The 23931-nt window shown below is 73.1% G+C and carries 25 protein-coding genes; 13 read left to right on the plus strand and 12 right to left on the minus strand.

Annotation, left to right across the window (positions count from 1 at the left end; all coding sequences use genetic code 11):
- Positions 1-131: 131 nt before the first annotated feature.
- The 7 genes from G514_RS24380 to G514_RS0102260 form a co-directional block, all read right to left on the minus strand.
- The gene (locus G514_RS24380) at positions 132-1313 is read right to left on the minus strand and encodes a CDP-glycerol glycerophosphotransferase family protein (protein ID WP_051246505.1); all 1182 of its coding nucleotides are present in this window, start codon (positions 1311-1313) and stop codon (positions 132-134) included.
- 33 nt (positions 1314-1346) lie between these two features.
- A complete protein-coding gene (locus G514_RS0102235) occupies positions 1347-1787 on the minus strand; it encodes a hypothetical protein (RefSeq protein ID WP_157544556.1) in 441 nt (146 codons plus the stop codon).
- 4 nt (positions 1788-1791) lie between these two features.
- On the minus strand, positions 1792-1938 hold the full coding sequence (locus G514_RS30085; protein WP_157544557.1) for a hypothetical protein: 147 nt from the start codon (positions 1936-1938) through the stop codon (positions 1792-1794).
- A gap of 63 nt (positions 1939-2001) precedes the next feature.
- On the minus strand, positions 2002-2976 hold the full coding sequence (locus G514_RS24385; RefSeq protein ID WP_245582069.1) for an alpha/beta hydrolase family protein: 975 nt from the start codon (positions 2974-2976) through the stop codon (positions 2002-2004).
- A gap of 319 nt (positions 2977-3295) precedes the next feature.
- Positions 3296-4936 carry a DNA repair helicase XPB gene (locus tag G514_RS0102250; RefSeq protein WP_028650439.1) on the minus strand — a complete coding sequence of 547 codons (1641 nt, stop codon included), beginning with the start codon at positions 4934-4936 and terminating at the stop codon, positions 3296-3298.
- A 7-nt stretch (positions 4937-4943) separates the two neighbouring features.
- Positions 4944-5471: a CGNR zinc finger domain-containing protein gene (locus tag G514_RS0102255; protein WP_028650440.1), complete on the minus strand. Its 528-nt coding sequence runs from the start codon at positions 5469-5471 to the stop codon at positions 4944-4946.
- An 18-nt stretch (positions 5472-5489) separates the two neighbouring features.
- Positions 5490-7757 carry a helicase C-terminal domain-containing protein gene (locus tag G514_RS0102260; RefSeq protein WP_028650441.1) on the minus strand — a complete coding sequence of 756 codons (2268 nt, stop codon included), beginning with the start codon at positions 7755-7757 and terminating at the stop codon, positions 5490-5492.
- Between the two features lie 18 nt (positions 7758-7775).
- Between G514_RS0102260 and G514_RS0102265 the strand changes: the two genes are divergently transcribed.
- Genes G514_RS0102265 through G514_RS0102280 form a run of 4 tightly spaced genes read left to right on the plus strand, consistent with a single transcriptional unit; the run spans position 7776 to position 11450 of the window.
- Entirely contained in the window at positions 7776-8603 is an 828-nt protein-coding gene (locus G514_RS0102265; RefSeq protein ID WP_245582070.1) for a PP2C family protein-serine/threonine phosphatase, read from the plus strand.
- Positions 8600-9829 (plus strand): FHA domain-containing protein, encoded by a 1230-nt coding sequence (locus G514_RS0102270; protein WP_157544558.1) that lies wholly within the window; start codon positions 8600-8602, stop codon positions 9827-9829. Before G514_RS0102265 ends, G514_RS0102270 begins: the two co-directional genes overlap by 4 nt.
- A gap of 2 nt (positions 9830-9831) precedes the next feature.
- Positions 9832-11013: an RDD family protein gene (locus G514_RS0102275; protein ID WP_028650444.1), complete on the plus strand. Its 1182-nt coding sequence runs from the start codon at positions 9832-9834 to the stop codon at positions 11011-11013.
- Positions 11014-11042: 29 nt separating this feature from the next.
- Entirely contained in the window at positions 11043-11450 is a 408-nt protein-coding gene (locus tag G514_RS0102280) for an SRPBCC family protein (RefSeq protein WP_028650445.1), read from the plus strand.
- Between the two features lie 10 nt (positions 11451-11460).
- Here the strand turns inward: G514_RS0102280 and G514_RS0102285 are convergent, their stop codons facing one another.
- Positions 11461-12165, minus strand: coding sequence for an aspartate/glutamate racemase family protein (locus tag G514_RS0102285; RefSeq protein ID WP_028650446.1), 705 nt, complete (start codon positions 12163-12165; stop codon positions 11461-11463).
- A gap of 71 nt (positions 12166-12236) precedes the next feature.
- On the opposite strand from G514_RS0102285, the gene G514_RS0102290 reads away from it, so the two are divergent.
- Complete coding sequence (locus G514_RS0102290; protein WP_028650447.1) at positions 12237-13190, plus strand: LysR substrate-binding domain-containing protein; 954 nt, start codon at positions 12237-12239, stop codon at positions 13188-13190.
- Positions 13191-13279: 89 nt separating this feature from the next.
- Positions 13280-13843: a dihydrofolate reductase family protein gene (locus tag G514_RS0102295; protein ID WP_028650448.1), complete on the plus strand. Its 564-nt coding sequence runs from the start codon at positions 13280-13282 to the stop codon at positions 13841-13843.
- 52 nt (positions 13844-13895) lie between these two features.
- On the opposite strand, the gene lepB is transcribed toward G514_RS0102295, so the two are convergent.
- Positions 13896-14657 carry a signal peptidase I gene (lepB, locus tag G514_RS24390; RefSeq protein ID WP_157544559.1) on the minus strand — a complete coding sequence of 254 codons (762 nt, stop codon included), beginning with the start codon at positions 14655-14657 and terminating at the stop codon, positions 13896-13898.
- A gap of 51 nt (positions 14658-14708) precedes the next feature.
- Here lepB and G514_RS0102305 point away from each other — a divergent pair, with 51 nt between their 5' ends.
- The 3 genes from G514_RS0102305 (at position 14709) to G514_RS0102315 (ending at position 17694) form a co-directional block, all read left to right on the plus strand.
- On the plus strand, positions 14709-16367 hold the full coding sequence (locus G514_RS0102305) for an AMP-binding protein (protein ID WP_028650449.1): 1659 nt from the start codon (positions 14709-14711) through the stop codon (positions 16365-16367).
- A gap of 96 nt (positions 16368-16463) precedes the next feature.
- Positions 16464-17123 carry a hypothetical protein gene (locus tag G514_RS0102310; protein WP_028650450.1) on the plus strand — a complete coding sequence of 220 codons (660 nt, stop codon included), beginning with the start codon at positions 16464-16466 and terminating at the stop codon, positions 17121-17123.
- Between the two features lie 28 nt (positions 17124-17151).
- Positions 17152-17694 carry a GNAT family N-acetyltransferase gene (locus tag G514_RS0102315; RefSeq protein ID WP_028650451.1) on the plus strand — a complete coding sequence of 181 codons (543 nt, stop codon included), beginning with the start codon at positions 17152-17154 and terminating at the stop codon, positions 17692-17694.
- On the opposite strand, the gene G514_RS24395 is transcribed toward G514_RS0102315, so the two are convergent.
- The 3 genes from G514_RS24395 to G514_RS0102330 are packed head-to-tail and all read right to left on the minus strand — an operon-like array spanning position 17630 to position 20294.
- Positions 17630-18283 carry a cytochrome b/b6 domain-containing protein gene (locus G514_RS24395; RefSeq protein ID WP_211222011.1) on the minus strand — a complete coding sequence of 218 codons (654 nt, stop codon included), beginning with the start codon at positions 18281-18283 and terminating at the stop codon, positions 17630-17632. The genes G514_RS0102315 and G514_RS24395 overlap by 65 nt on opposite strands.
- Positions 18276-18983 (minus strand): molybdopterin-dependent oxidoreductase, encoded by a 708-nt coding sequence (locus G514_RS0102325; protein ID WP_028650452.1) that lies wholly within the window; start codon positions 18981-18983, stop codon positions 18276-18278. Before G514_RS0102325 ends, G514_RS24395 begins: the two co-directional genes overlap by 8 nt.
- Before the next feature lie 30 nt (positions 18984-19013).
- Positions 19014-20294, minus strand: a complete 1281-nt coding sequence (locus G514_RS0102330; RefSeq protein WP_028650453.1) for a hypothetical protein — start codon at positions 20292-20294, stop codon at positions 19014-19016.
- A gap of 133 nt (positions 20295-20427) precedes the next feature.
- On the opposite strand from G514_RS0102330, the gene larE reads away from it, so the two are divergent.
- The 4 genes from larE (at position 20428) to G514_RS0102350 (ending at position 23828) form a co-directional block, all read left to right on the plus strand.
- On the plus strand, positions 20428-21846 hold the full coding sequence (gene larE / locus G514_RS0102335) for an ATP-dependent sacrificial sulfur transferase LarE (RefSeq protein WP_211222012.1): 1419 nt from the start codon (positions 20428-20430) through the stop codon (positions 21844-21846).
- A complete protein-coding gene (locus G514_RS0102340) occupies positions 21843-22631 on the plus strand; it encodes a GNAT family N-acetyltransferase (RefSeq protein WP_157544560.1) in 789 nt (262 codons plus the stop codon). The genes larE and G514_RS0102340 overlap by 4 nt, the downstream gene beginning before the upstream one ends.
- A gap of 14 nt (positions 22632-22645) precedes the next feature.
- The gene (locus G514_RS0102345) at positions 22646-23338 is read left to right on the plus strand and encodes a M50 family metallopeptidase (protein WP_245582071.1); all 693 of its coding nucleotides are present in this window, start codon (positions 22646-22648) and stop codon (positions 23336-23338) included.
- Positions 23339-23432: 94 nt separating this feature from the next.
- Positions 23433-23828, plus strand: coding sequence for a cold-shock protein (locus G514_RS0102350; protein ID WP_028650457.1), 396 nt, complete (start codon positions 23433-23435; stop codon positions 23826-23828).
- Positions 23829-23931 lie beyond the last annotated feature (103 nt).

Here is a 23931-nt window from a genome sequence, read left to right on the forward strand (position 1 = left end):
GCTGGCCCTGGCCAGTCGCGCGCAGGGTGGCGGTGCGGTAGCAACCCCCCCGTGCAGAACGACTACCCAGCCACCTCGCCCGAGAGCGGCTGCGCACGACCGTGCCCAGCCACCGCTTCCCGGCGGCCGCGTCAGGTCGCGATCGCGTCGGCCCAGCCGCGCAGCAGGGCGTCGCGGTGCGCGACGAGCTCGGTCACGGCGTCGAGGAAACGCGCCGTGCTGTCGCCGACCTTCACGTCGTCGAAGTAGAAGTGGCGCATGGACGCGCGGGCCAGGTGCAGCTCGTCGTGCTCGAGCCGCGCGGTCAGCAGGTCGGTCAGCCCGGCGACCGAGTGCGAGTCGATCACGTCGGCGGCCCGGCTCACCGGCGCGGCGAGACGCAGCCGCTCGGGGTCGTCGTAGCGGTCGGCGATCAGCAGCGGGCACTCGGTGCGGAGGTAGAGCCAGTCGAGGCCCACCGACGACACGTCGGTCACCATCGCGTCGCAGTCGGGCATCACGGCCAGGATGTCGGCCTCGGCCAGCGCGACGTGCCCGGCCGAGGGGTCCAGGGCGGCGGCCCGCTCGACGAGGCCGACGATCGCGCGGTGCGCCGACTGCATGGCCGGGACCTCGCTGGTGAGGACCCGCGGGTGCGGCTTGTAGACCAGGCGTACGTCGGGCACGGCCAGCACGCGCGCGGCGATCTCCGGGCCGATCGTGTCGACCGAGGAGTAGTTGTTGTAGTCGGCGTCGCCCTCCCAGGTCGGGGCGTAGAGCACGGTGCGGCGGGTGCTGGGCGCCAGCACGCGCTCGCGCTGGAGGTCGAGCTGCGGCCGGCCGATGCGGACCAGCTTGGAGACGTCGAACTCGAGCAGGCCGGTCGCCACCCGCTGCACCGCGGCCTCGCCGGCGACGAAGACGCGGTCGTAGGACTTCGCGTTGTTGCTGGCCATGCTCTGCTTGTCGCTCTCGCCGTGGCTGATGTGGGCGTGGAGCATCCGCGGCTCGAGCAGCGAGTGGAAATTGCGCAGGGAGTTGTTGCAGTAGAGGGCGACCTTCGCGTCGAGCTCGGCGTACAGCTCACGCAGGGCGGCGAACTCGCTCGCCACCAGCACCGGCAGCGTCGTCTGCTCGCGGACGAGTACGGCGGTGTCGGGCTCCCGCAGCACGATGCCCACGCGCTCGCGGTCGTCGAGGAGCTCGAGCACGGGCAGCCACTGGCCGAGCTGGTAGACGTGGTCGGGCTCGTCGCCGAAGTAGGCGAGGACGGACAGGCCGCCGACGTCGAGCTGCTGCGGCTCGGTGCTCTCGTGCGGGCTTCGCGGGTGCATCGTCTGGCCCTCCTCTCCCTCGTCTCGGGTCGCCTACAGGTTCGGCAGCAGGAACGCCGCTGCCACGGCGACTGCGATCACCGCCAACATCACGCAGAAGCCCAGCGCTCCTGGCCGCGTCTGCTTCTCGTAGCCGATCGCGCCGCGGCTGAGCTGGTGCCAGGGCGCAGCGTAGAACGCCGTGACCTGGCCCCCTGCCGGCACCTGGGTCTCGAGCGTCGCCTCCCCGAACTTGATCAGCCACTGGCAGCTGACGTCGATGCGGGTCGGCCCGGCGTGCACGGGGATCACGTTCTCCCCGTAGTGCGAGGGTACCCGCCACCCGTTGACCATCACGGCCGGCGTGATCACGCTGCTGGTCAGCGCGCTGCCCTGCAGCGTCAGGCGCACCCAGCCCATGGACGCCTCGGGCGGCGGCGCCCCGGCAGACCCCGACGGCCCCGGCGGTGGACCGGGGGGCGGCAGCTCGCTCATGGGGCTACTCCAGCAGGTCGGCCGGCCGCACCGTGACGGGGTACGGCGCGTGGGCCGTCCGCTCGTCGTCGCCGGACACGTCGGCCACCTCGGCGTACTCGCCCTCGCGCAGCTCCCACGCCCGCCGGCCCCGGGCCTCGACCGCCGTCATGGCGCCCATGGTGCCCCAGCTCCCGGGAGATCGGCGTGGTCAGACCCCGCCCGGAGCGTCTGGCTAGACCCGTCCGGCGCGCATGTCCATCAGCCGGCCGAGCACCCGCGTCGCGTCGGCACGCAGGCCGTCGTGCTCGAACTCGTTGGTGACCCACGTCCGCACGTTGCCCACGACCTGCGCGGTCTCGAGCTGCAGCCCGGCATCGACGTACATGTCGTCGTGGTAGACCGCCGCGAGCACCGGCACCTCGTTGGCGGCCAGCCGGTCGAGGTCGTAGACCGGCTCCCACTGGTCGTACGCCGCGAGCAGCTCGGCGGCGCCGCGGAACGGACGCAGCGCGCGGACCTCCTCGTACATCCAGCGGTAGAACATCTCGCCGGTGAGCAGCAGCGGGTCGCGGTCCTCGGCGAAGTCGGGGTGCTGCGCCATCGCGCGCTCCGCCGCCCACGCGGTCGGCCCCGACCCCGGCTGCCCGAAGAGGAACTCCTGGAGGGGGAACAGCGGCCCCTCGACGTGGCCGGTCACCGCCTGCACGCCTTGGAGGAAGACGTCGGAGAGCCGGTCGCCGTGCCAGGCCTCGTCGAGCAGCCAGTGCACCCGCTCGAAGCCGTAGCTCATCCCGAGCTCGCTGCCGAGCCGCCGCAGCCGGCGCGTGGTGAGCCGGTCGCCGTCGGGGAGCTCGACCACCTCCGAGTCGAGGAGGTCGGCGATCCTCCGGACCAGCGCGGCGTCGCCGGGGTGCCGGGCGTAGAACTCGGCGTTCTTGGCGGCCACCCGCGGGTAGGTGCGCGCGTAGACGTCGTCGGCGGTCGCGGTGAGGCCGGGGAGCCCGCCGGTGACGTAGCACGCGTCGAGCGCCTCCGGTGCCAGCGACAGGTAGGTCATCGTGATCCACCCGCCGTAGCTCTGCCCGAGCGTCTCCCACCTCCGCCCGCCGGCGACGCGCTCGCGCAGCACCTCGGCGTCGCGCACGATGCTGTCGGTGCGCATCAGGCGGACGTACGCCGCGATGTCGGCGTCGGACCAGCCGGTCACGGAGCGGCGGGTGAGCGGCGTGCTGCGGCCGGTGCCGCGCTGGTCGAGGGAGCAGCACGCGGTGGGTGCGCGTCGCCTGCCTCAGCCAGCCGTCACCGACGCCGTCGCCGGGGCGCGGGGACCTGCCGCCCGGCCCGCCCTGGAGGAAGAGCAGCCACGGGAGGTCGTCGTGCTCGCGGCCGGGGGCGACCACCTCGCGCGCGAACACCTCGATGGTGCGCCCGTCGTCGGGCGCGGAGTGGTCGAGCGGCACCTCGACCGTGTGGTCGGTGAGCACGAAGCCCGGGATGCGCGTGGTGACCATGGGAGACGCAGACCCTCAGGCCGGCAGGTCCTCGGCGTCGACGATCCGGTAGGCGTAGCCCTGCTCGGCGAGGAAGCGCTGCCGGTTCTGGGCGAAGTCGGCGTCGACGGTGTCGCGCGAGACGATCGTGTAGAAGTGCGCGGTCCGGCCCTCGGTCTTGGGGCGCAGCAGCCTGCCGAGCCGCTGGGCCTCCTCCTGGCGGGACCCGAAGGACCCCGAGACCTGGATGGCGACCTCGGCGGAGGGCAGGTCGATGGAGAAGTTCGCGACCTTCGAGACCACGAGCAGCCCGACCTCGCCTGTGCGGAAGGCCTGGAACAGGCGCTGCCGCTCCTTCACCGTCGTCTCGCCCTTGATCACCGGCGCGTCGAGCGCGGCGGCGAGCTCGTCGAGCTGGTCGATGTACTGGCCGATCACCAGCGTCGGCTGGCCGGCGTGCTGGGCGACCAGGTCGCGGACGACCTGCAGCTTCTGATGGGTGCAGGAGGCGAGGCGGTAGCGCTCCTCCGGCTCGGCGGTCGCGTAGACCAGCCGCTCGTCGGTCGGCAGCGAGACGCGGACCTCGACGCAGTCGGCCGGGGCGATCCAGCCCTGCGACTCGATGTCCTTCCACGGCGCGTCGTAGCGCTTCGGCCCGATGAGCGAGAAGACGTCGCCCTCGCGGCCGTCCTCGCGCACCAGCGTCGCGGTCAGCCCGATCCGGCGGCGGGCCTGGAGGTCGGCGGTCATCCGGAAGATCGGGGCGGGCAGGAGGTGCACCTCGTCGTAGACGATGAGGCCCCAGTCGCGGGCGTCGAGCAGCTCGAGGTGGCGGTAGACGCCCTGCCGCTTGGTGGTCATCACCTGGTAGGTCGCGATGGTGACCGGGCGGACCTCCTTGACCGAGCCGGAGTACTCCCCGATCTCGTCCTCGGTCAGCGACGTGCGGCGCAGCAGCTCGTCCTTCCACTGCCGCGCCGAGACGGTGTTGGTGACCAGGATCAGCGTCGTCGCCTGGGCCTGCGCCATCGCCGCGGCGCCCACCAGGGTCTTGCCGGCCCCGCACGGCAGCACGACGACGCCCGAGCCGCCGTGCCAGAACGACTCCGCGGCCTCGCGCTGGTAGTCGCGCAGCGACCAGTCGCTGAGGTCGAGCGCGATCGGGTGGGCCTCACCGTCGACGTACCCGGCGTAGTCCTCGGCCGGCCAGCCCAGCTTGAGCAGCGCCTGCTTGAGGTTGCCGCGCTCGGAGGCGTGCACGACCACCGTGTCGTCGTCGATGCGGGCACCGAGCATGCCGGCGACCTTCTTGGCGCGCAGCACCTCCTCGAGCACGGGCCGGTCGGTGGAGGCGAGGACCAGACCGTGGATCGGGTGCTTCTCGAGCCGCAGCCGGCCGTAGCGGGCCATCGTCTCGGCGACGTCGACGAGCAGCGCGTGCGGCACGGCGTAGCGGCTGTACTCCAGCAGCGTGTCGACGACCTGCTCGGCGTCGTGGCCGGCGGCCCGGGCGTTCCAGAGACCGAGCGGGGTCAGCCGGTAGGTGTGGATGTGCTCGGGGGAGCGCTCGAGCTCCGCGAACGGCGCGATCGCCTTGCGGCAGTCGGCGGCGCGCTCGTGGTCGACCTCGAGCAGCAGCGTCTTGTCGGACTGGACGATGAGGGGTCCGTCGTTCACGAGGTCCTCATGCCGAGGCGACGGCCTTCTGCCGGGCGCGGTACGCCGCGACGTTCGCCCGCGAGGAGCAGCGGTCGGAGCAGTAGCGGCGCGACTGGTTGGGCGAGGTGTCGACGTAGACGTTGGTGCACGGCGACGCCGCGCAGATGCCGAGCCGGGCCGGGCCGAGGTCGCAGACCAGGTTGGCCAGGCCGAGCAGCGCCTCACCCACCAGGAGCTCGGCGACCGACTGCGTCTTCGACGCGACGTGGATGTGCAGGCTGCCCGGGTCGTGGCTCGAGATCTGCGGCGTGATGGGGTGGCGCACCATCAGGTCGTTGATGCCGTCGATGACGGCGGCGGTCTCGCCGGCGGCCGAGGCCTCGAAGACCGGCCTCAGCTCGCGCTGGAACTTCCGCAGCAGCATGCAGTCGCGGTCGGTGCACTGGTGCACCAGCCACTCACGGTCGGCGATGTGGGCCCGGAGCGCGTCGACGTCGGGGAGCGAGGCGTTGAGGAGCCCGGCCGACCGCTCGGCGTAGCGGATGAAGTCCACGCTTCCGAGACTACTGGTCTACCCCGAAATGGGTCTTACAGCGGTGATCCGGTGCACGGCGAACGTGCGGACGTCGTCGGAGCGCTGGTCGTGCGCGGTCAGCACGCCGCCCTCGACCGAGACGGGGTCCACGACCCGCTCGCTGCGGGACCCGTGGTTGTCGACGTAGACGATGAGCACCGACCGGCCGACCTCGACCGCCTCGCGGAGCGCGGCGAGCGACCCGGACGGCGAGAGAGACGCCTCCGGGCCGAGCGGGCGCGACGACGCGGCGCGGTCTCCGGACCGGATCGCGGTGACGACGGCCGACACGGTCGCCGTCCGCCGCGCGGCGGCCGCACCGCGCCCGCGGTGCTCGCGGGGGGTGCGCGCCCGGCGCTGGTCGGGGCGGACGACGTGCACGCTGCCGTCCTCGGCCTCGACGACAGGCGCGGCCCCGAGCTCGCGCAGCCGGGGGAGCAGGAGGTCGAGCGGCACCGTGCTCACGAGCACCGTGGGTGCCAGCCGGCGCAGGCCGAGCGACCCCGCCTTGGGGTGGTGCAGCAGCTCAGTGAGCGCGGCCTCGTCGTCGGCGCGGAGGAACGCCTCCGCGTGCCCGACCCGCACCGACCCGAAGGTGCGCGCCGTGTCGTCGACGAGGTAGGTGAGCGGCTGCGGCACAGGGGTCCGCGAGACCGAGCCCAGGAAGTCGTGCAGCTCGACCGCCGTCCAGCCGGTGTCGAGCGCCCGGCGGACCGACCCCGGCGTGAACCGGTAGACCGTCGCCCCGCCCCGGGACTCGACGTCGGCGACCAGCTGCAGCCGCCGGGCCAGCTGCGACTCCAGCGGGCCGGGCGCCACCGCCGTGAGGTCGGCCTGGAGCAGCACGTGGTCGACCGGCTCGGGCAGCAGGCCGGCCAGCGCCTTCTGCGCCTTCTCGTCGTCGCCGGCCAGCAGGTCGCGGGCGTACGACGCCAGCCCGTCGAGCCCGGTCACCCCGAGCGCGGCTGCCTCCGTGACCGTCCACAGCACCTGGTCGGCGCGGCTGCGCGGCCGGCGCGGTCGCTGCCAGCGCAAGAGCGTGACGACCGAGGGCACGCCGGTGCCCGCGGCCAGGCAGGTGCCCGGGGGCAGCGCCGCCAGCGCGGCCAGCGTCATCGCGCGCGTCTCGGCCATGTGGACGCCGGCCAGCTCAGGCGCCAGGGCGTTCCAGGCCTTGCCCGCGGTGTCGCGGGTGCCGACGAGGCCCGGCATCCGCGGGCTGTCGAGCCAGGTGCGCGCGAGCCCGGTCCAGCGCTCGGCGGGCGGACGCAGCACCCAGGAGTCGACCAGGTCGGTGGGCAGCCACACCTGGTTGCCGGCCGGGTCGGCGGCCGTGGACAGCAGCCCGGCACCCGAGGCGGCCTCGACGAGCAGCGCGACGGTGGCCTCCTCGACGTGCAGGGCCGCGGCGGTGGCCCGCAGGTCGCGGACGCCGAGGCCACCGCTGCGCAGGGCCGACGGCGGCTCGGCGCCCCACAGGTCGAGCAGCAGCTCGAGGCGGCGTACGGCGTCGAAGGCCGCGCCCGCCGCCATCGCGTCGACCTGGCGCTCGCTCCGGTCGGTCGACGCGGGCACGGGCACCTCGTCGACGCGCTCGGCGGTGGTGTGCCCGCCCCGCAGCGCGATCCCCACCTCACCGGGCACCACGACCGTGCCGCTGCCGCGCGGCACCAGCAGCCGTCGGGAGAGCAGTTCCTCCGCCGGGGTGGCCGCGTCGGCCGGCAGCACGGTGTGCCGGGCGTCGTCGGTCGTCGCCTCCCCGCCCGCCGCCAGGACGTGCTCGAGCATCGCCCGCGCGGGCTCCGACAGCTCGCCCAGCAGCCGGGTGACCTCGCGCGCCGCCGGCGTGGGCGTCGAGCACGGCCGGAGCCCGCTGACGCCCGCCTCCGGTCCGCCGGTCAGGCCCTCGGCGACCCCGCTGAGCGGCCGGAGCCCGCCGGGCGACTCCCAGGCCAGCGCCAGGTCGACCAGCCGGTCGACGGCCTCGCGCACGCGGGCCGGGTCGGCGTGGACCATCGCCGTCAACGCCTCATGTGACGTTTGACCTGCGACGACCAGGGCATCTAGAACGGAGAGCTCGAGCCGGGTGAGCTGGTCGAGCGCGCGCACCAACGACGATCGCGTGGTCGCGCGCGAGGCCAGCTGGCCGGAGTCATGAGGAGCGGGTGTGGCCAGGTCAGGACGCGCGGAGAGCAGCCGGGACAGCCGGTCGTCCGGCCAGCCCCGCAGCTGGTCGGCGAGCGATCGGTATCCCTCTGAGGCCATCCGGCAAAGTCTAGAGACGTGGTCGCAGCCGTGACCCAGGTCGAGCTCCTGCACGGTGCGACGTCCGACGTCGGGCTGCTGCGCGAGAACAACGAGGACGCCTACCTCGTCGCACCGCCCGTCTTCGCGGTCGCCGACGGCATGGGTGGGCACGAGAACGGCGACGTCGCCAGCCGCATCGTGGTCGAGGAGTTCGCCCGCCTGGCCGAGGAGGGCTACGAGCCGACGCGTGGCACCGAGGCCGTCGCGGCGACGCTCGAGGCGTGCCAGCGCCGGATCACGGAGTACGCCGGGGCCGACGGCACGGGCGCGCGGCGCACGCCCGGCACGACGGTGGTCGCGGCCCTCCTCGTCGAGGACCACGACGCGCCCGCGTGGCTGCTCGTCAACCTGGGCGACTCGCGCATCTACGCCGTGAGCGGTGGCCGGCTGCGGCAGGTCAGCGTCGACCACAGCGTCGTCCAGGAGCTCGTCGACTCCGGGGAGATCACCCCGGCCCAGGCCGGCCACCACCCGGAACGCCACGTGATCACGCGTGCCCTGGGCGGTCCCCGGCTCGAGCCGGCCGACAGCTGGGTGGTGCCGGTCAGCGAGATCGACCGGCTGCTGCTCTGCACCGACGGCATCAGCGGGCTGGTCGGCGACGACCGGATCGAGGCGATCCTGACCGGGACCTCCGACCCCCGCGACGCCGCCGACGGACTGGTCGCCGCGGCGCTCGAGGCCGGCGGCGACGACAACGCCACCGCGGTGGTCGTCGATGTGGTGGGATTGGTCCCCGACCAGACCTACGACTCCGAGCAACAGCGGGCGAGTCTCGAGCAGAAGCTGGGGGCATTGCCGTGAACGCTTCCGTGGACCCCGTGCGCTCCTACCGCCCGGGGGAGTGGTTCGGCATCCTCGGCGAGCGCGCCGTCGTGATCCTCCCGCCCACCGAGAAGCCGCGGGTCGCCGCCCTCTGGGAGCTCGTCGACGGCGGCGCCGGCTTCGACGTCACGCTCGACGCCCTGATCTCCGGCGGGCTGCGCGACCTGCCGGCGTTCGTGCTCGTCAGCACCGGTGAGGGCGAGACCAAGGTCGTCATCCGCGGCCCGGCGCGGGCGGAGTTCCGGGTCGGCGACGAGACCGTCACCCTCGAGGGCTCCAGCGCCACCACGTGGGTGGAGCGCTCGATGGCCGAGGTCGAGCGGATGAGCATCGTGCTCCACGACGGTGACCCCGACGGGGTGGACGACGGCGCGGACCTGCCGTCGTACGTCGTCGACGGCGGGCTGTTCCGCATCTCGCGGCTCGACGAGGCGCCGGCCCACGAAGGACCCGACGAGTTCGCCGAGGAGCCGGCCTACGAGCGCGAGTTCCCGCTGCCGGACGGCGGGCTCGAGGACGACATCGAGGACGACGTCGAGGACGACATCGAGGACGAGCAGGAGTACGACGACGAGGACGACGCGGACCAGGACGACGACGCGTACGCCGGGTCCGAGCCGGTCGCCCGCTCGCCCGAGCCGCCGGCGTGGACCCCCTCGCCGCCGACCCTGCCGCCTCCGCCGCCACCGGCGCCGGTGCTCCCGCCCATGCCCGGCCCGCCCACCGAGGCGATGGCCGACGGCCCGCTCCCCGAGACCGACCACGACGGCCTCACGGTGACCGGTGCGTGGCAGCCACCCGCGGCCGAGCCGCCCGGCATCCCCGGGCAGCCGCCCGCACCCGACGTGACCGTCCCGGTGGCCCGCTTGCAGATCTCCAACGGCGACGAGGTCGACGTCGACCGGGCCATCGTCATCGGCCGGGCGCCCGAGTCGCGCCGGTTCAACGACACCGAGCAGCCGCTGCTCGTCACGGTGCCGAGCCCCCACCTGGAGATCTCGTCGACCCACATCGAGGTCCGGCCCGGCTCCGGCGCCGACCACGGCAGCGCCGTGGTGACCGACCTCGCCTCCACCAACGGCACCGTCCTCGTGCAGCCCGGGCTCGGTCCCGAGTCCCTGGCTCCCGGCGTGCCGGTGCAGCTGATCCCCGGCGCGATCATCGATCTCGGCGACGGCGTGACCATCAAGGTCACCAGTCCCTGACCATGAGCGATGTCGCCTACGAGGCTCCTGACACCGGAGCGCTGACCACCGACCACCTCGTCGCGGGCGCGGACCGCCGCTTCTACGCGTTCGTCGTCGACCGGCTCCTGGCGTGGGGCGTCTGCGGCGGCGAGGCGTACGCCGCCTACACCACGCTCATCGAGCCCGGCCGCACCTGGGCCGGCGTCGCCGCCATCGCCGGCACGGTGCTCATGGTCGGCCTGCTCAGCTCGATGCTCGTCGGGCTCTTCGGCCTCACGCCGGGCAAGGCCCTGGTCGGCATCCGGGTGCTGTCCTTCGAGGACGCGCGGCCGATCGGGCTCGTGCGGGCGATCCTGCGGACCCTGCTGCTCGGCGTCGCGACGCTCCCGACGCTGGGGTTCGGCGCGGCGGCGCTGGCCTGGACGGCGATGGTCGACCCGAGCGGCTGGCGCCGGGGATGGCACGACCTGCGGTGCGGCACGGTGGTGGTCGACGTACGCCCGGTCCCCGTCGTCGAGGAGCCGGAGGAGGAGGCGCCCCGGCAGCTCGTCAACCTCACCGCGATGCGGCTGGTGCCCGCGTCACCGACGCCGCCCCGGCGGATCCCCACCCGGGGCAAGCGGCCCCCGGCGCCGCCGCCCGACCCGGCTCCGCCCACGCCGACGGTCACGCCCCGGCAGGGCCTGGGCTGGCCGCTGGTCGGTGAGGCGCCCGTCGGGCCCGCAGCCGCTGCGGCGCCGCCCCGCGGACCGCGCCCGGCCGCCCCGCCCTCTGGCCCGCCGTCTGCGCCGCCCCCCGCACCGGCCCCGGCGCCGCCCTCCACGCCGGCCCCCGCGCCGCAGCCCGCAGCCCCCGCACCCGTCGCCCGCTGGCAGGTCGTCTTCGACACCGGGGAGCAGTTCGAGGTGCGCGGGCTGACGCTGGTGGGGCGGCGACCCGAGCCGCGGCCCGGGGAGCCGGTGAAGCGGCTGGTCACCCTGCCGTCCGACGACATGAGCCTGTCCAAGACGCACGCGCAGTTCCAGGTGGTGCCCGACGGGGCGCTCGTGGTGATGGACCGCGGCTCCACCAACGGGTCGATCCTGATCCGGGCCGGCGTCGCCAAGCGGCTGGTCGGCGGCAAGCCCGCGACGATGCGCGACGGCGACCGGGTCCGGTTCGGCGACCGCGAGATGACTGTCAAGAGGCTGGGCCCTACCTAGGAGGGCTCCTCGCCGTTAGGTTTTCGATCGTGACCTTCGAGTACTCGCGGACCGTGACCACGACAGCCACCGCCCACGACGTGTGGGCACTCTGGAGTGACCCGGGCAGCTGGCACTGCTGGGACCCGTCGGTCGAGTCCGTGGCCATCGAGGGCCACTTCGCCGAGGGTGCGGCGGGCGTGATGGTGCTGACCGGCGGCATCGAGGTGCCGGTGACCCTCGAGCTCGTCGAGCCGGGTGCGCGCTACCTCGACCGGCTCGAGATGGGCGACCTGCGCATCCACATCGACCACGTGGTGAAGGACTCCGACAGCGGCGCGGAGGTGACGGTCAGCACCTTCGTGACCGGCCCCGGCGCCGAGGACATCGGCCCGATGGTGACGGCCGACGCCCCCAAGGCGATGGAGACCCTCTGCGCGATGGCCGAGGGTCGCTGAGCGGGCCGGCTCAGGCAGGCACCCGCTCGCCGAGGACGGCCCGGGCCGCGGCCTCGGCGTGGGTCCGCATCGAGGGCAGCAGCGGCACGGGAGTGTCGTCGGCGCCGACGAGCAGCTCGATCTCCGTGCAACCCAGCACGACCGCCTCGGCGCCCCGGTCGCGCAGGCGGCCCAGGATCGCGACGAACGCCGCCCGCGACTCCTCGGTGACCACGCCCCGGGTCAGCTCGTCGAAGATGACCCGGTCGGCCTCGCGGCGGTCGGCCGCGTCGGGCACGACCACCTCGAGCCCGTGGCGGGCCAGCCGGCCGACGTAGAAGTCCTCCTCCATCACCCAGCTCGTGCCGAGGACGCCGAGGCGCGACCACCCGTGCTCGCCGGCGCGGTCGGCTAGGGCGTCGGCGATGTGCAGGAGCGGTACGCCGATGCCGGCCTGCACCTCCTCGGCCACGCGGTGCATGAGGTTGGTGCAGATGATCACCACGTCGGCGCCGGAGCGCTCGCAGCGCTGCGCGGCCTCGGTGAGCAGGCGCGCCGCGTGCGCCCAGTCGCCGTCGAGCTGGCACCGCCGGATCTCGGCGAAGTCCAGCGACTCCAACGCCACCGGCGCCGACGCGTGGCCGCCGAGCTCCTCGGCGACCTGTTCGTTGATGACTCGGTAGTACTCCAGAGTCGAGTGCCAGCTCATGCCGCCGACGAGGCCGATCTTCTTCATGGCTCCATCGTGCGGGGATCACCGACCCCAAGGAACCCCTGTTCTTCTTCGCTGTCCCATAACCTGACGTTATGGATCCGAAGCGGGTGCTGATCTTCCGCACCGTGGCGCGCGCCGGCTCGATCAGCGGCGCGGCCCGCGAGCTCGGCTGGACCCAGCCCGCGGTCAGCCAGCACCTGCGCGCCCTGGAGCGCTCGGCCGGGTGTGCCCTGCTGCTCCGCGGCGCGGCGGGCGTCGAGCTGACCGAGCCGGGACGGGTGCTGCTCGCGCGGGCCGACGCGCTCGCCGTACAGCTCCACATGGCGGAGGAGGAGCTCGCCGACCTGACCGCGCTGCGTCGCGGCCGGGTCCGGCTCGCGGCCTATCCCTCGGCGGCGGCGACGCTGGTGCCGCGCGCCGTCGCCGGGCTGCGCGCCCGCCACCCCGAGGTCGACGTCGAGCTCACCGAGGCGGAGCCGCCGGAGGCGCTCGCGCTCATCTCCCGCGGCGACGCCGACCTCGCCCTCGTCTTCTCCTACGACCCACCCCACGGAGCCGTGGGCGAGGGGCGCTCCGCGCGGGCGGACCACGCTTCCGCGGGGACACCGGAAAGGCGCGACCAGGTCGCCGCCGGAGGGGCCGGCCTGGTCTGGCGGCCGCTGGCCGACGAGCCCGTCGCGCTCGTCGTCGGCGCCGACCACCGCGCCGCCACCCGGCGCCGGCTGACGCTGGCCGACCTGTCGGAGGAGCCGTGGATCGTGGGCTGCGAGCGGTGCCGGGCGCACGCGCTGTCCGTCTGCGCCGAGGCCGGCTTCGAGCCCGCGGTGCGGCACGTCAGCGACGACTACGTCGTGGTCCAGAACCTCGTGGCGGTCGGGCTCGGCGTGACCCTCCTCCCGCGCTCGGCGCTCGACGCGTTCCTGCACCCGGGCGTCCGGGTGCGCGAGCACCCGTCGTTCGGCACCCGGACCTTCGGCGTGGTGCACCGCGAGGGAGCCGACCTGGTGCCGGCCACCGCCGCGCTGGTGCGCGAGCTGGCCGCCTGAGGTTCTTCTCCGCGCGGGTGTCGTATCCCGCCCCGCGTCTTCGTGGAGGTGCTGACAGCACCCACACCCACGAGAAGGAGGGGAGCCAGATGCGCACCCTGTTCGTCACCGAGTTCATCTCCCTGGACGGCGTCATCGAGGCGCCCGGCGGGGAGGAGGACTTCCGCCACACCGGCTGGACCTTCGACATCGACTCCGACCCGACCATGTACGAGTTCAAGGCCGAGGAGACCTTCAGCACCCAGACGCTGCTGCTCGGCGCCCGGACCTACGAGGGCTTCGCCGCGGCGTGGCCGGGGCGCGACGGCGAGTTCGCCGACAGGTTCAACTCGATGGAGAAGGTCGTCCTGTCCACGACGCTCGAGAACCCGGCCTGGACCAACACGAAGGTGGTCCGCGACCTCGACGCCGTCCGGGAGCTGAAGGAGGGCGAGGGCGGCCCGATCGGGGTCCACGGCAGCGCCTCGGTCGCGCAGGCGCTCCACAAGGCCGGGCTGGTCGACACCTGGCACCTCGTGGTGTTCCCGGTCGTGCTCGGCAGCGGCAAGCGGCTCTTCCCGACCGACGCCGAGGACAAGCAGAAGCTCACGCTGCGCGAGTCGCGCACCTGCACCAACGGCGTCCAGCTCAACATCTTCGACACCGTCGGGTGACCCTGCCGAACCACGGGCTCGACCACGGGCCGGACCCCGGCCCGAGCTTCGCCTAGCTCGGGTCGGGGACGTCGTCGAACGCGTCGGGTGTGTGCACGACGTGGGCGCGGCCCAGCGGCCACGCGAGGGCGAACACCTTGCCGACCACGTCGTCGACCGGGACGTAGGCGTCGCTCGCGTCGCACTTGCTGGCGTTGGGGCGGCACAGGTGCACCGAGGAGTCCGCGGAGTTTCGCCGGTTGTCGCCCATCACGAACACGGTGCCGTCGGGCACCGGCCCGGCGGTCCAGTTGCACGACATCTGGCCGTCGGGCATCGGGCCGTCGCACTTGCCGTGGTTCTTCGCGATGAACCCGCTCTCGTCGACCGGCTCGCCGTTCACGGAGAGGCGGCCGTCCTGGTCGCAGCAGACGATGGTGTCGCCGGCGACGCCGATCACCCGCTTCACCAGGTGGCCGCCCGTCGGGTAGAGCCCGATCTTCGCCAGCCCGCGAGCCAGGAAGGTCATCGGCTGGCCCGACTCGAGCGCGTTGAGCCAGCCACCGGGGTCGTCGAAGACGATGACGTCGCCGCGCTGCGGACCGCCGTCACCCCAGTAGGAGGGCTTCTGCACCAGGATCCGGTCGTTGACGATGAGGCCGGGCTCCATCGACTCCGAGGGGATGTAGAAGGACTGCACGAAGAACGTCTTCACGACCAGCGCCAGCACGATCGCGAAGGCGAGCAGGAGCACGGTCTCGCGGAGCGCCTTGAACGGCGTCTGCTTGCGGTCGGACCCGGCCTTCTCGGCGTTGGTCTCCGGGTCCGTGGTCACGTCGCGAACCCTACCTATCGGTCCCACGCGTCCCGGCGTACGTTCGGTCGCATGGCCGCGTCAACCGCACCGTCGTACGCCAGGGGCGAGACCGAGCCGGCGATGCTCGACCAGACCATCGGCGCAAGCTTCGAGGCGACCGTGGCGGCGCACCCGGACCGGGAGGCCCTCGTCGAGGTCGCGACCGGCAGGCGGTGGACCTGGTCGGAGCTCGACCGCGACGTGGACGCGCTGGCCATCGGGCTGGCGCGGGCCGGGATCACCAAGGGCGACCGGGTGGGCATCTGGTCGCCCAACTGCGCGGAGTGGACGCTGGTGCAGTACGCCACCGCGAAGCTCGGGGCGATCCTCGTCAACGTCAACCCGGCCTACCGCACCCACGAGCTCTCCTACGCGCTGCGGCAGTCGGGCACCCGGCTGCTGGTCTCGGCGACCGAGTTCAAGACCAGCGACTACCGGGCGATGGTCGACGAGGTGCGCGGCGACGTGCCGACGCTGGAGCAGGTGTGGTTCCTCGGCAGCCCCGAGTGGACCGACCACAACGTCCACGACCCGGGCGTCACGCTCGCCGAGCTGCTCGACTACCCGTTGTCCGACCTGCGCCCCGACGACCCGATCAACATCCAGTACACGTCCGGCACGACGGGCTACCCGAAGGGCGCCACGCTCAGCCACCGCAACATCCTCAACAACGGCTACTTCACGACCGAGCTGATCGGCTTCACCCACGAGGACCGGCTCTGCATCCCGGTGCCCTTCTATCACTGCTTCGGCATGGTGATGGGCAACCTCGGGTGCACCACCCACGGCGCCACGATGGTGATCCCCGCGCCGGGCTTCGACCCCGAGATCACGCTGCGCACCATCGCCGAGGAGCGGTGCACCGCGGTCTACGGCGTGCCGACGATGTTCATCGCGATGCAGAACCACCCGACCTTCGCCGACCACGACCTCTCGTCGCTGCGCACCGGGATCATGGCCGGCTCGGTCTGCCCGGTCGAGGTGATGAAGCGCTGCGTCAACGACATGCACATGCCCGAGGTCGGCATCGCCTACGGCATGACCGAGACCTCGCCCGTCTCGTGCCAGACCCGGGTCGACGACGACCTCGAGCGGCGTACGGCGTCGATCGGCCGAGTGGGGCCGCACCTCGAGATCAAGATCGTCGACCCGGCCACCGGCGAGACCGTGCCCCGCGGGGCGCCCGGCGAGTTCTGCACGCGCGGCTACTCGGTGATGCTCGGCTACTGGCCTCTGCACGATTCTGGGGCCGCGGAGAAGACCGCCGAGGCGATCGACGCCGACGGGTGGATGCACACCGGCGACCTCGCGGAGATGCGCGAGGACGGCTACTGCACCATCGTCGGCCGGATCAAGGACATGGTGATCCGGGGCGGCGAGAACGTATACCCGCGCGAGATCGAGGAGTTCCTCTACCAGCACCCCGACGTCGAGGACGTGCAGGTCATCGGCGTCCCGGACGAGAAGTACGGCGAGGAGCTCTGCGCCTGGATCAAGCTGAAGGCGGGCGCCGAGCCGCTGGACGCCGACGCCGTGCGCGCGTTCTGCCAGGGCCGGCTGAGCCACTACAAGATCCCGCGCTACGTGATGGTCGTCGACGACTTCCCGATGACGGTGACCGGCAAGATCCGCAAGGTCCAGATGCGCGAGGAGACTGCCGAGCAGCTCGGCCTGACTGGTCCGGAGTAGCACGTTCAGGTCATGGTCAGGTCCGTGGCAGGGCCCTAGCCTGCCGGGAGACGCCCTGGGAGAGGGGCGTCGTTGTCGCCCGGGGGGAGAACTGTCATGCGCGCTCTGAAGGTGTTCGTCGCGACCGCGGTCGGGCTGGGAGGGCTGGCGGTCGCCGGCGCGCCCGCACATGCGGGCAAGGGGGCCGACCCCGACGAGGTCAAGACCGTGACCATGCCCCTCCAGTCGAGGTCGATGCTCCGGTCGACCCCGATCGAGGGCGGGTTCAGCAACTACTGCGCGGTCGTCACGCTGGTGCCGTTCAACGACCTCGCGGGCTTCCAGCCCGTGTCGGTGACAGCCACCTTCATCAACGCGCCCTTCACCGAGAGCATCGGCGAGGCGCCGTACGACGACGCGGCCACGATCAACAACCTCGTGTTCACACCCTCCGGCGCTGCTCACCAGACGCAGCTGGGTGAGGCCTCCTACCAGCAGGGCGGCGGTGACCCGGCCCTGGCGGCCGTCGAGTGCGAGAAGCTGCGCCAGAGGTCGGACGACTTCTGGGGTCCGACCGCAACGGTCACCTACGAGCGCACCGACAAGTGCGCCGCGGCCCTGGCCAAGGTCGCGTCGGCGGCGAAGGCCGTCAAGGCGGCGCAGAAGAAGGTCAAGAGCACCACCGGCAAGGCCCACGCCGCGGCCGTGGCGGCGCTGAACAAGGCCAAGGCGAAGCTCAAGGCGACCAAGAAGAAGGCCAAGAAGGCCTGCAGGTAGGCGGGGTCGGACGCGTAGCCTCCGGGGCGTGCCCCTGCCCGACGGTTACTCGCTCCAGCCCCTGACCCTCGAGCACGCACCCGCGCTCGCCGCGGCGTACGCGCGCAACCGCGAGCACCTCGCACCGTGGGACCCGGAGCGGCCCGAGGAGTTCTACACGCCCGAGGGGCAGGCGGCGAGCCTCGTCGAGCGGTTGCGGCTGGAGGAGCAGGGGCTGTTCTCCAACTTCACGCTGTTCGCTCCCGACGGCGACGTCGTCGGCCGCGCCAACCTCCAGAACATCATCCGCGGCACCATGCAGGGCGGGACGCTCGGCTACTGGGTCGACAAGGACCACCTGCGGCGCGGTCTGGCCGCCGCGGCGGTCGAGTTCCTCGAGGAGCAGGCGCTCGCGCTGGGGCTGCACCGGCTCGAGGCCGGCACCATGGTCGAGAACCTGCCCTCGCAGCGGGTGCTGCTGGCGCGCGGCTTCGAGCAGTACGGCATGGCCCCGAAGCTGCTGTTCCTCAACGGCGCCTGGCGCGACCACGTGCTGTTCCAGAAGGTGCTGCACGACCGTCCGCTGTCCTGACCCATGCGCGGTGCTCCTTCAGCGCCCAGCTGCGCCGCACCACGCCGGTGCGCATCCCGGCGCGCGCCTCGGGGTCGGCCATCGCGAACCACAGGTGGCCCAGCACCAGTAGCCCGAGCGCCAGCGCGAACCAGTCGTGCACGAACGTCGCGCCGGTGCGCCACGCCAGCCGCACCAGGCCGGTCCAGAACATCAGCGTGCCGGTGCCGACGAGCACCACGACCGACCCCGCGGTGAGCGCCGCGTTGAGCTTCTGCCCGGCGTTGAACTTGCCGACGTCGAACGACCCGTCGCGCCGGTCCCTGGACCGCAGCCACCGCCAGTCCTCGCGGGAGAACCGGTTGAGGAGGCCGAGGTCGGCTCGGTACGCCGGCGAGAGCAGCCCGAGCAGGAGCGGGGCCGCCAGGGCGTAGCCGGCCCACACGTGCACCAGCTCGACGGCGTGCCGGTGGCCGACCGCGAGCGAGACCGGGCCGTAGTAGAGGACGAACGCCGTCACCAGGCAGGTCGCCATGAGCAGCCCGGTGACGCGGTGCACCCACCGCTCGGCCGGCGTGAAGCGCGCCAGCGTCGCCACCACGTCACCCACGGATGGTCCCGTCGACGTCGTAGCCGCGGTGCTCCCAGTAGCCCGGCACCTCGTCCTCTGTGAGCTCGATCGCGGAGAGCCACTTGGTGCTCTTGTAGCCGTACTGCCCGTCGACGTACATCCGCACCGGCCCGCCGTGGTCGTGGCTGACCGGGCCGTCGAGCATCTCCAGGGCGACGATCGTGCGTGCCGCGCGGGCGTCCTCGAGGCCGAGGCTCTCGGTGTAGGTGCCGTCGAACGAGCGGAACCGCACCGCCGTCGCCGACGCGGCCGGCCGAGCCCGGTCGAGGAGCTCCGACAGTGGGACGCCCACCCAGTGGACACCCGGCACCACCCACCCGGTCACGCAGTGGAAGTCGCTGGTGAACTCCGTCTGCGGCAGCGCGCGCAGGTCGGCGAGCCCGTAGGTGGCCGGCTCCGCGACGAGCCCGCCCACCTCGAGCCGGTACGACGCCTCGTCACGCGGCTCGACGACGCCGGTGACCGAGTAGAAGCGGAACGCCGGACCCAGCGGCAGCGTCGCGATCAACCCGGTCGGGTCCCGCAGCTCGACCGGCGCCAGCCACTCCGACAGGCGGCGCGAGAACGACGCCCCACCGACGACCCCTGCGGCCCCGAGCCCCACCAGGCCGAGGACCACGCGCCGGCCGACGGGCGCGCCGGAGGCGTCGGGCGTGCGAGACCGGTCGACGTCGTCCATCGTCTCCACGATGGCACGGCGTCGTGCGGGTCAGCCGAGATCGGCCAGGGGCCCCTGGAAGACCACGCTCTCCCCGGACATCTCCGTGTCGCCGCAGGAGGACTCGATGTAGAACTCCGCCCCGGCGTAGGCCTTCTCGATGTAGTACTCGTTGACGCCGAACTTCGAGGACCCGGGCAGGATCTTGCCGCCCAGCTCCTGGTCGAAGTCGCCCGCGATCTGGCTGAACGCCTCGTCGTCGTTGCCGCTGGTGACGTGCAGGCCGCCCGGGCAGGAGTACGGGTCGAACGGCTCGGAGAAGTCCGCGGGCACGGAGACGTCGTAGCGGAGCACGAGCCGGGTGTCGTCGGGGTCGGCCACGCCGCACGAGCCGTCGCCGCAGAAGTCGTCCGGCTTGTTGCCGCCCCAGAGCTCGACGCGCTCGACCGAGAGCGTCTGGGTGATCCCGTTCTCCCAGGTGTAGGTCCCGCCGTCGAGGGGCTGGGTCGCGAAGGACTCCTCTGTCGCGGAGTCATCTTCGGAGTCCTCGGACCCGTCGTCGGAGGCGCTGTCGTCGCCTTCGCTGCCGTCGTCGAAGCCGCTGCCACCCAGCTCCGGGCCCGTGGCGTCCTCCGGAGCCTCGCCGGCCATCACCGCCACCAGCCTGTCGACGGCGATCTCGGTGTAACCCTCGAGGGCGTCGTGCGCCCCGGTGTCGCTCAGATCGCCGATGAAGACCGCAGTGAGGTTGTTGTCGACCCGCGCGAAGGAGAAGTCGAAGGCGAGCGGCAGGTCGAAGCCGTCCGAGGACACGGACCCCGTCGCGTGGATGTTCACCTGCTGGTCGACATCGCCGCTCACCCGATCGGTGTCAGTCTCGATGTCGAGCACGATGGTCGCGTCGTCCTCGTCGGTCTCGTCGACGTGGTCGCACTTCGCGAGCGCCTGTGCCAGCCGGTCGAGCGCGTGGTCCAGCTGCTGCGTCGACGCGTACGACGCGACCTTGGACCCGACCGACGGGAACCCAGCGTCCGCGACCTCGAAGGACGCCTCGTGCTCGGTCTTCGCGTCGATCGAGTCGTCCACGTCCAGGTCACCGAGACAACCCAGCGAGTCGTCGTCATCGTCGTCGTCCTCGCTCTCCACGAAGTCGCCGTCGAGGTTGTCCAGCGTCAGCACCGCGGTCTCGACCTTGTCGTCGCTCAGCACCGACGAGCTGCCGGACCCGTCGCCGCCTCCGCACCCGGCCGCGGCGAGCGCCACGGCCGCTGTGGCCGCGAGGACCCGAAGGCCCGAGGTACGTGGTGCGCGCGAGCGCGTGAACAGGTGCATGTCTCTCCCCGTGGTACCGATGCCGATTGACGTCGGGCGCAGCCTACGGGCGCGCGGTCACCCATCGCGGGGAGTACGCACCGAGTCGGCCGCGCCTGATGACGCTCGGCTCGCTCCGCCTAGGCTTGCCGCCATGTCCAGTCAGCTCGTCGTCGGCTTCGACCTGGACATGACGCTCATCGACACCGTGCCCGGGTTCGCGGCCCTGCTGCGCCGGCTGGGCGAGGAGTATGCCGTCGAGCTCCCCGTCGAGGAGATGACGGCGAAGCTCGGGCCGCCGCTCGACCAGCTGCTCGCGCCGTACCTGCCGGCCGAGCAGGTCGGGCCGGCGGGCGACCGGTTCCGGGAGCTCTACCCCGACCACTCGATCGAGACCGTGCCGGCGCTGCCCGGCGCGCACGAGGCGCTCGCCGCCGTGCGCCGCCACCGCGGGCGGGTCGTGTTGGTGACCGGGAAGTATCCGCCCAACGCCCAGCGCCACGTCGACCACCTCGCACTCGACGTCGACCTGCTCGAGGGCTGGGTCTGGGGTGTCGGCAAGGCCGAGGTGCTGCGCCGCGAGGGCGCCGGCATCTACGTCGGCGACCACGTGCACGACGTGGAGGGCGCCCGCGCCGCCGGAGCGCTGAGCGTCAGCGTGCTCAGCGGCGGGTGCACCCGGGAGGAGCTCGAGGAGGCCGGCACCGACGTCGTGCTCGAGAGCCTCGAGGAGTTCCCGGCCTGGCTCGACGAGCACGTGCTGCAGACGCGGCTGGGCGCGTTGGAGCGCGACCTACGGGAGCGCGGGAGCGTGATGGTCGCTTACAGCGGCGGCGCCGACAGCGCGTTCCTGCTCGCCGCCGCGGTCCGCACCCTCGGGCCCGACCGGGTGGTCGCCGCCACCGGCTACAGCCACTCCCTGCCGCAGGCCGAGCGTGACCCGGCGCGCACCTTCGCGGAGGGGCTGGGCGTCGAGCTGATCACGCCCGAGACCCACGAGATGGAGCGCGAGGGCTACCGCGCCAACGGCGGCGACCGCTGCTTCTTCTGCAAGGCCGAGCTGATCGACGTGCTCACGCCGCTCGCGCGGGCCCGCGGGATCGGCACGGTCGTCACCGGCACCAACGCCGACGACGCGGTCGCGGGCTTCCGCCCCGGCATCCGCGCCGCCGACGAGCGGGGAGCGGCCGCGCCGCTGCGCGACGCCGGGCTGACCAAGGCGCAGATCCGTGAGGCCTCGCACCGCTGGGGCCTGCCCACGTGGGACAAGCCGGCCGCCGCGTGCCTCTCCTCGCGGGTCGCGTACGGCGTCGAGGTGACCCCGCACCGCCTGGCCCGCGTGGAGCGCGCGGAGGCCGCGGTGCGCGACCTGCTGGGGCCGTCCGGGCTGCAGAACCTGCGCGTGCGCGACCTCGGCGGCCGGGCCTCGGTCGAGGTCGACCGGTCGCTGCTGCCGCTCGCCGAGGCGCCGTACGCCGCGGTGGTCACTGCCGTGCGAGCCGCCGGGTTCGACGACGTCGTGGTCGACGAGAAGGGGTTCCGCTCCGGCTCGATGAACGAGCAGCTCGCGTGACCACCCCACGAAGCATGGTCCCCGACCCGGACCACGTGCTCGCGGAGTCCTCGGCCTGGATGTGGGTCCCGCCCGAGGCTCGGACCGTCGAGACCGACGAGTTCCTGCTCGTCGCCTACCCCGAGCACTTCTCCGACCCGACCGTCGCCACCCGCTGGCGCAGCGAGCGGCCCGCCGACGCGCTGATCGACGACGTGCTCGACGCGGCCCACGGTCTCGGGCGCGACGCGGTGAGCTTCTTCGAGCTCGGCGAGGCCACTCGGCCGCCCGACCTCGAGCGCCGGCTGCGCGAGCGCGGGGCCGAGCTCACCGAGACCCTCGCGGTGCTCGCGCTCGACCTCACCCGCGGCGTGCCGGACCTCGACGTCCCGCCCGACCTCGAGGTGCGCAGGGTCGCCGACCTCGACGACCTGCGCGCCGCGGACCGCATCGACGTCGAGGTCTTCGGCGGCAGCCACGCCGACGAGGACGCGCTCGCGGCCACGGCCGCGCGGCTCGCCGACGACCACCGCTACCTCGTGCTCCGTGACGGCACGCCCGTCGGCACGGCCGGACACGTCGTCGCCGGCGCCACCGTCCGGCTCTGGGGCGGTGCGGTGGTGCCCGCAGCGCGGCACACCGGTGCCTACCGCGCGCTCCTCGACCGCCGGCTCCGCGAGGGTGCTGGGGCCGGCTGCACCATGGCGCTGGTCAAGGGCCGCGTCGAGACCTCCGCGCCCGTGCTGCTCCGGGCCGGGTTCTCGGCGTACGGCGAGGTGCGCGCCTACCGGCTGGCACGACGCTGAGCCTGCTCCACGAGGTGTGGGAGCGCGCCACCTCGACCCAGCCGGTGCCCGACGCCACCGTCGCCGTCGCGACGGGCGTCGTGGCCCTCGTGCTGGTGCTCGCCCCCGCGACCTGGCCGCGGGTGCGCCTCGGTACGACGGTCGTGCACGAAGCGGGCCACGCGGTGGTGGCCGTGCTGGTCGGCCGCCGGCTCCGCTCGATCCGGCTGCACTCCGACACCTCCGGCCTCACGGTCTCCCGCGGCAAGCCGCGCGGCCCGGGGATGGTGGCGATGCTGGCCGCGGGCTACCTCGCGCCCGCGGCGCTCGGGCTCGTCGCCGCGCTGCTGCTCGCCGACGGCCGCAGCGTCGGCCTGCTCTGGCTGCTCGTGCTCCTCGCGGCGGCGCTCATCCTCTGGGTGCGCAACGGCTACGGGCTGCTGGTCCTGCTGGTCGGCGGGGCCGGCGTGCTGCTGCTGACGTGGTACGGCGACGACACGGTCTGGTCCGTCGCGGCCTACCTCATCGCCTGGCTGCTCCTGCTGTCGGCGCCGCGGCCGCTCGTCGAGCTGCTCACCGCGGGCCGTCGCCGCGGCCGGACCTCCGACCCCGACCAGCTCGCGGGTCTCACCCGGATGCCGGCCGTGGTGTGGATCCTGGTGCTGCTGCTGGCGAACCTCGCCGGGCTCGTCGTCGGCGTCACCACGCTGGCGCCGGACCTGCTCTGACGCGACGGAATCGGGTCGAGTGCGGCCCGGGTGGTTGGCTAGGCTCCACGGTTGCGCCAGCCGGGCGCCGTACAGCTGTGAGAGAGGTCTGACCGTGCCCACTGGCAAGGTGAAGTGGTTCGACGCCGACAAGGGCTTCGGGTTCCTGTCCCAGGAGGACGGGCCTGACGTCTACGTGCACGCGGACGCCCTGCCCGAGGGCGTGACCACGGTCAAGGCCGGCACCCGCGTCGAGTTCGGGATCGCCCAGGGTCGCCGCGGCGACCAGGCGCTCCAGGTCCGCATCCTCGAGGCCCCGGCGTCCGTGCAGCGCAACCGCGCCGAGTCCAAGCGCCGCTCGCCCGACGAGATGGCGCCGATCGTGGAGGACCTGATCCGGCTCCTCGACGGCGTCGGCGAGTCCTACCGCCACGGCCGGCACCCCGACCGCAGCACCGCGCGCCCTACCGCCAAGCTGCTCCGCGCGCTGGCCGACGAGCTCGACCTCTGAGTCGCAGGAGTCCCACCAGTCACGCGTTTCACCGGGTACCCGGTGAAACTGCCGCTGACCGGATGGAACTCCTTGCGGTCAGGACCAGTTTCACCGGGTACCC

The organism is Nocardioides halotolerans DSM 19273, from assembly GCF_000422805.1.
Taxonomy (GTDB): domain Bacteria; phylum Actinomycetota; class Actinomycetes; order Propionibacteriales; family Nocardioidaceae; genus Nocardioides; species Nocardioides halotolerans.

Bases quoted from the DNA above. Each gene is read 5' to 3' on its own strand.
- G514_RS24380 (WP_051246505.1), bottom strand. From the start codon at position 1,313: ATGCACCCGCGAAGCCCGCACGAGAGCACCGAGCCGCAGCAGCTCGAC.
- G514_RS0102235 (WP_157544556.1), bottom strand. From the start codon at position 1,787: ATGAGCGAGCTGCCGCCCCCCGGTCCACCGCCGGGGCCGTCGGGGTCT.
- G514_RS30085 (WP_157544557.1), bottom strand. From the start codon at position 1,938: ATGACGGCGGTCGAGGCCCGGGGCCGGCGGGCGTGGGAGCTGCGCGAG.
- G514_RS0102260 (WP_028650441.1), bottom strand. From the start codon at position 7,757: ATGGCCTCAGAGGGATACCGATCGCTCGCCGACCAGCTGCGGGGCTGG.
- G514_RS0102275 (WP_028650444.1), top strand. From the start codon at position 9,832: ATGAGCGATGTCGCCTACGAGGCTCCTGACACCGGAGCGCTGACCACC.
- G514_RS0102285 (WP_028650446.1), bottom strand. From the start codon at position 12,165: ATGAAGAAGATCGGCCTCGTCGGCGGCATGAGCTGGCACTCGACTCTG.
- G514_RS0102290 (WP_028650447.1), top strand. From the start codon at position 12,237: ATGGATCCGAAGCGGGTGCTGATCTTCCGCACCGTGGCGCGCGCCGGC.
- G514_RS0102295 (WP_028650448.1), top strand. From the start codon at position 13,280: ATGCGCACCCTGTTCGTCACCGAGTTCATCTCCCTGGACGGCGTCATC.
- G514_RS0102305 (WP_028650449.1), top strand. From the start codon at position 14,709: ATGGCCGCGTCAACCGCACCGTCGTACGCCAGGGGCGAGACCGAGCCG.
- G514_RS0102310 (WP_028650450.1), top strand. From the start codon at position 16,464: ATGCGCGCTCTGAAGGTGTTCGTCGCGACCGCGGTCGGGCTGGGAGGG.
- G514_RS0102325 (WP_028650452.1), bottom strand. From the start codon at position 18,983: ATGGACGACGTCGACCGGTCTCGCACGCCCGACGCCTCCGGCGCGCCC.
- G514_RS0102330 (WP_028650453.1), bottom strand. From the start codon at position 20,294: ATGCACCTGTTCACGCGCTCGCGCGCACCACGTACCTCGGGCCTTCGG.
- larE (WP_211222012.1), top strand. From the start codon at position 20,428: ATGTCCAGTCAGCTCGTCGTCGGCTTCGACCTGGACATGACGCTCATC.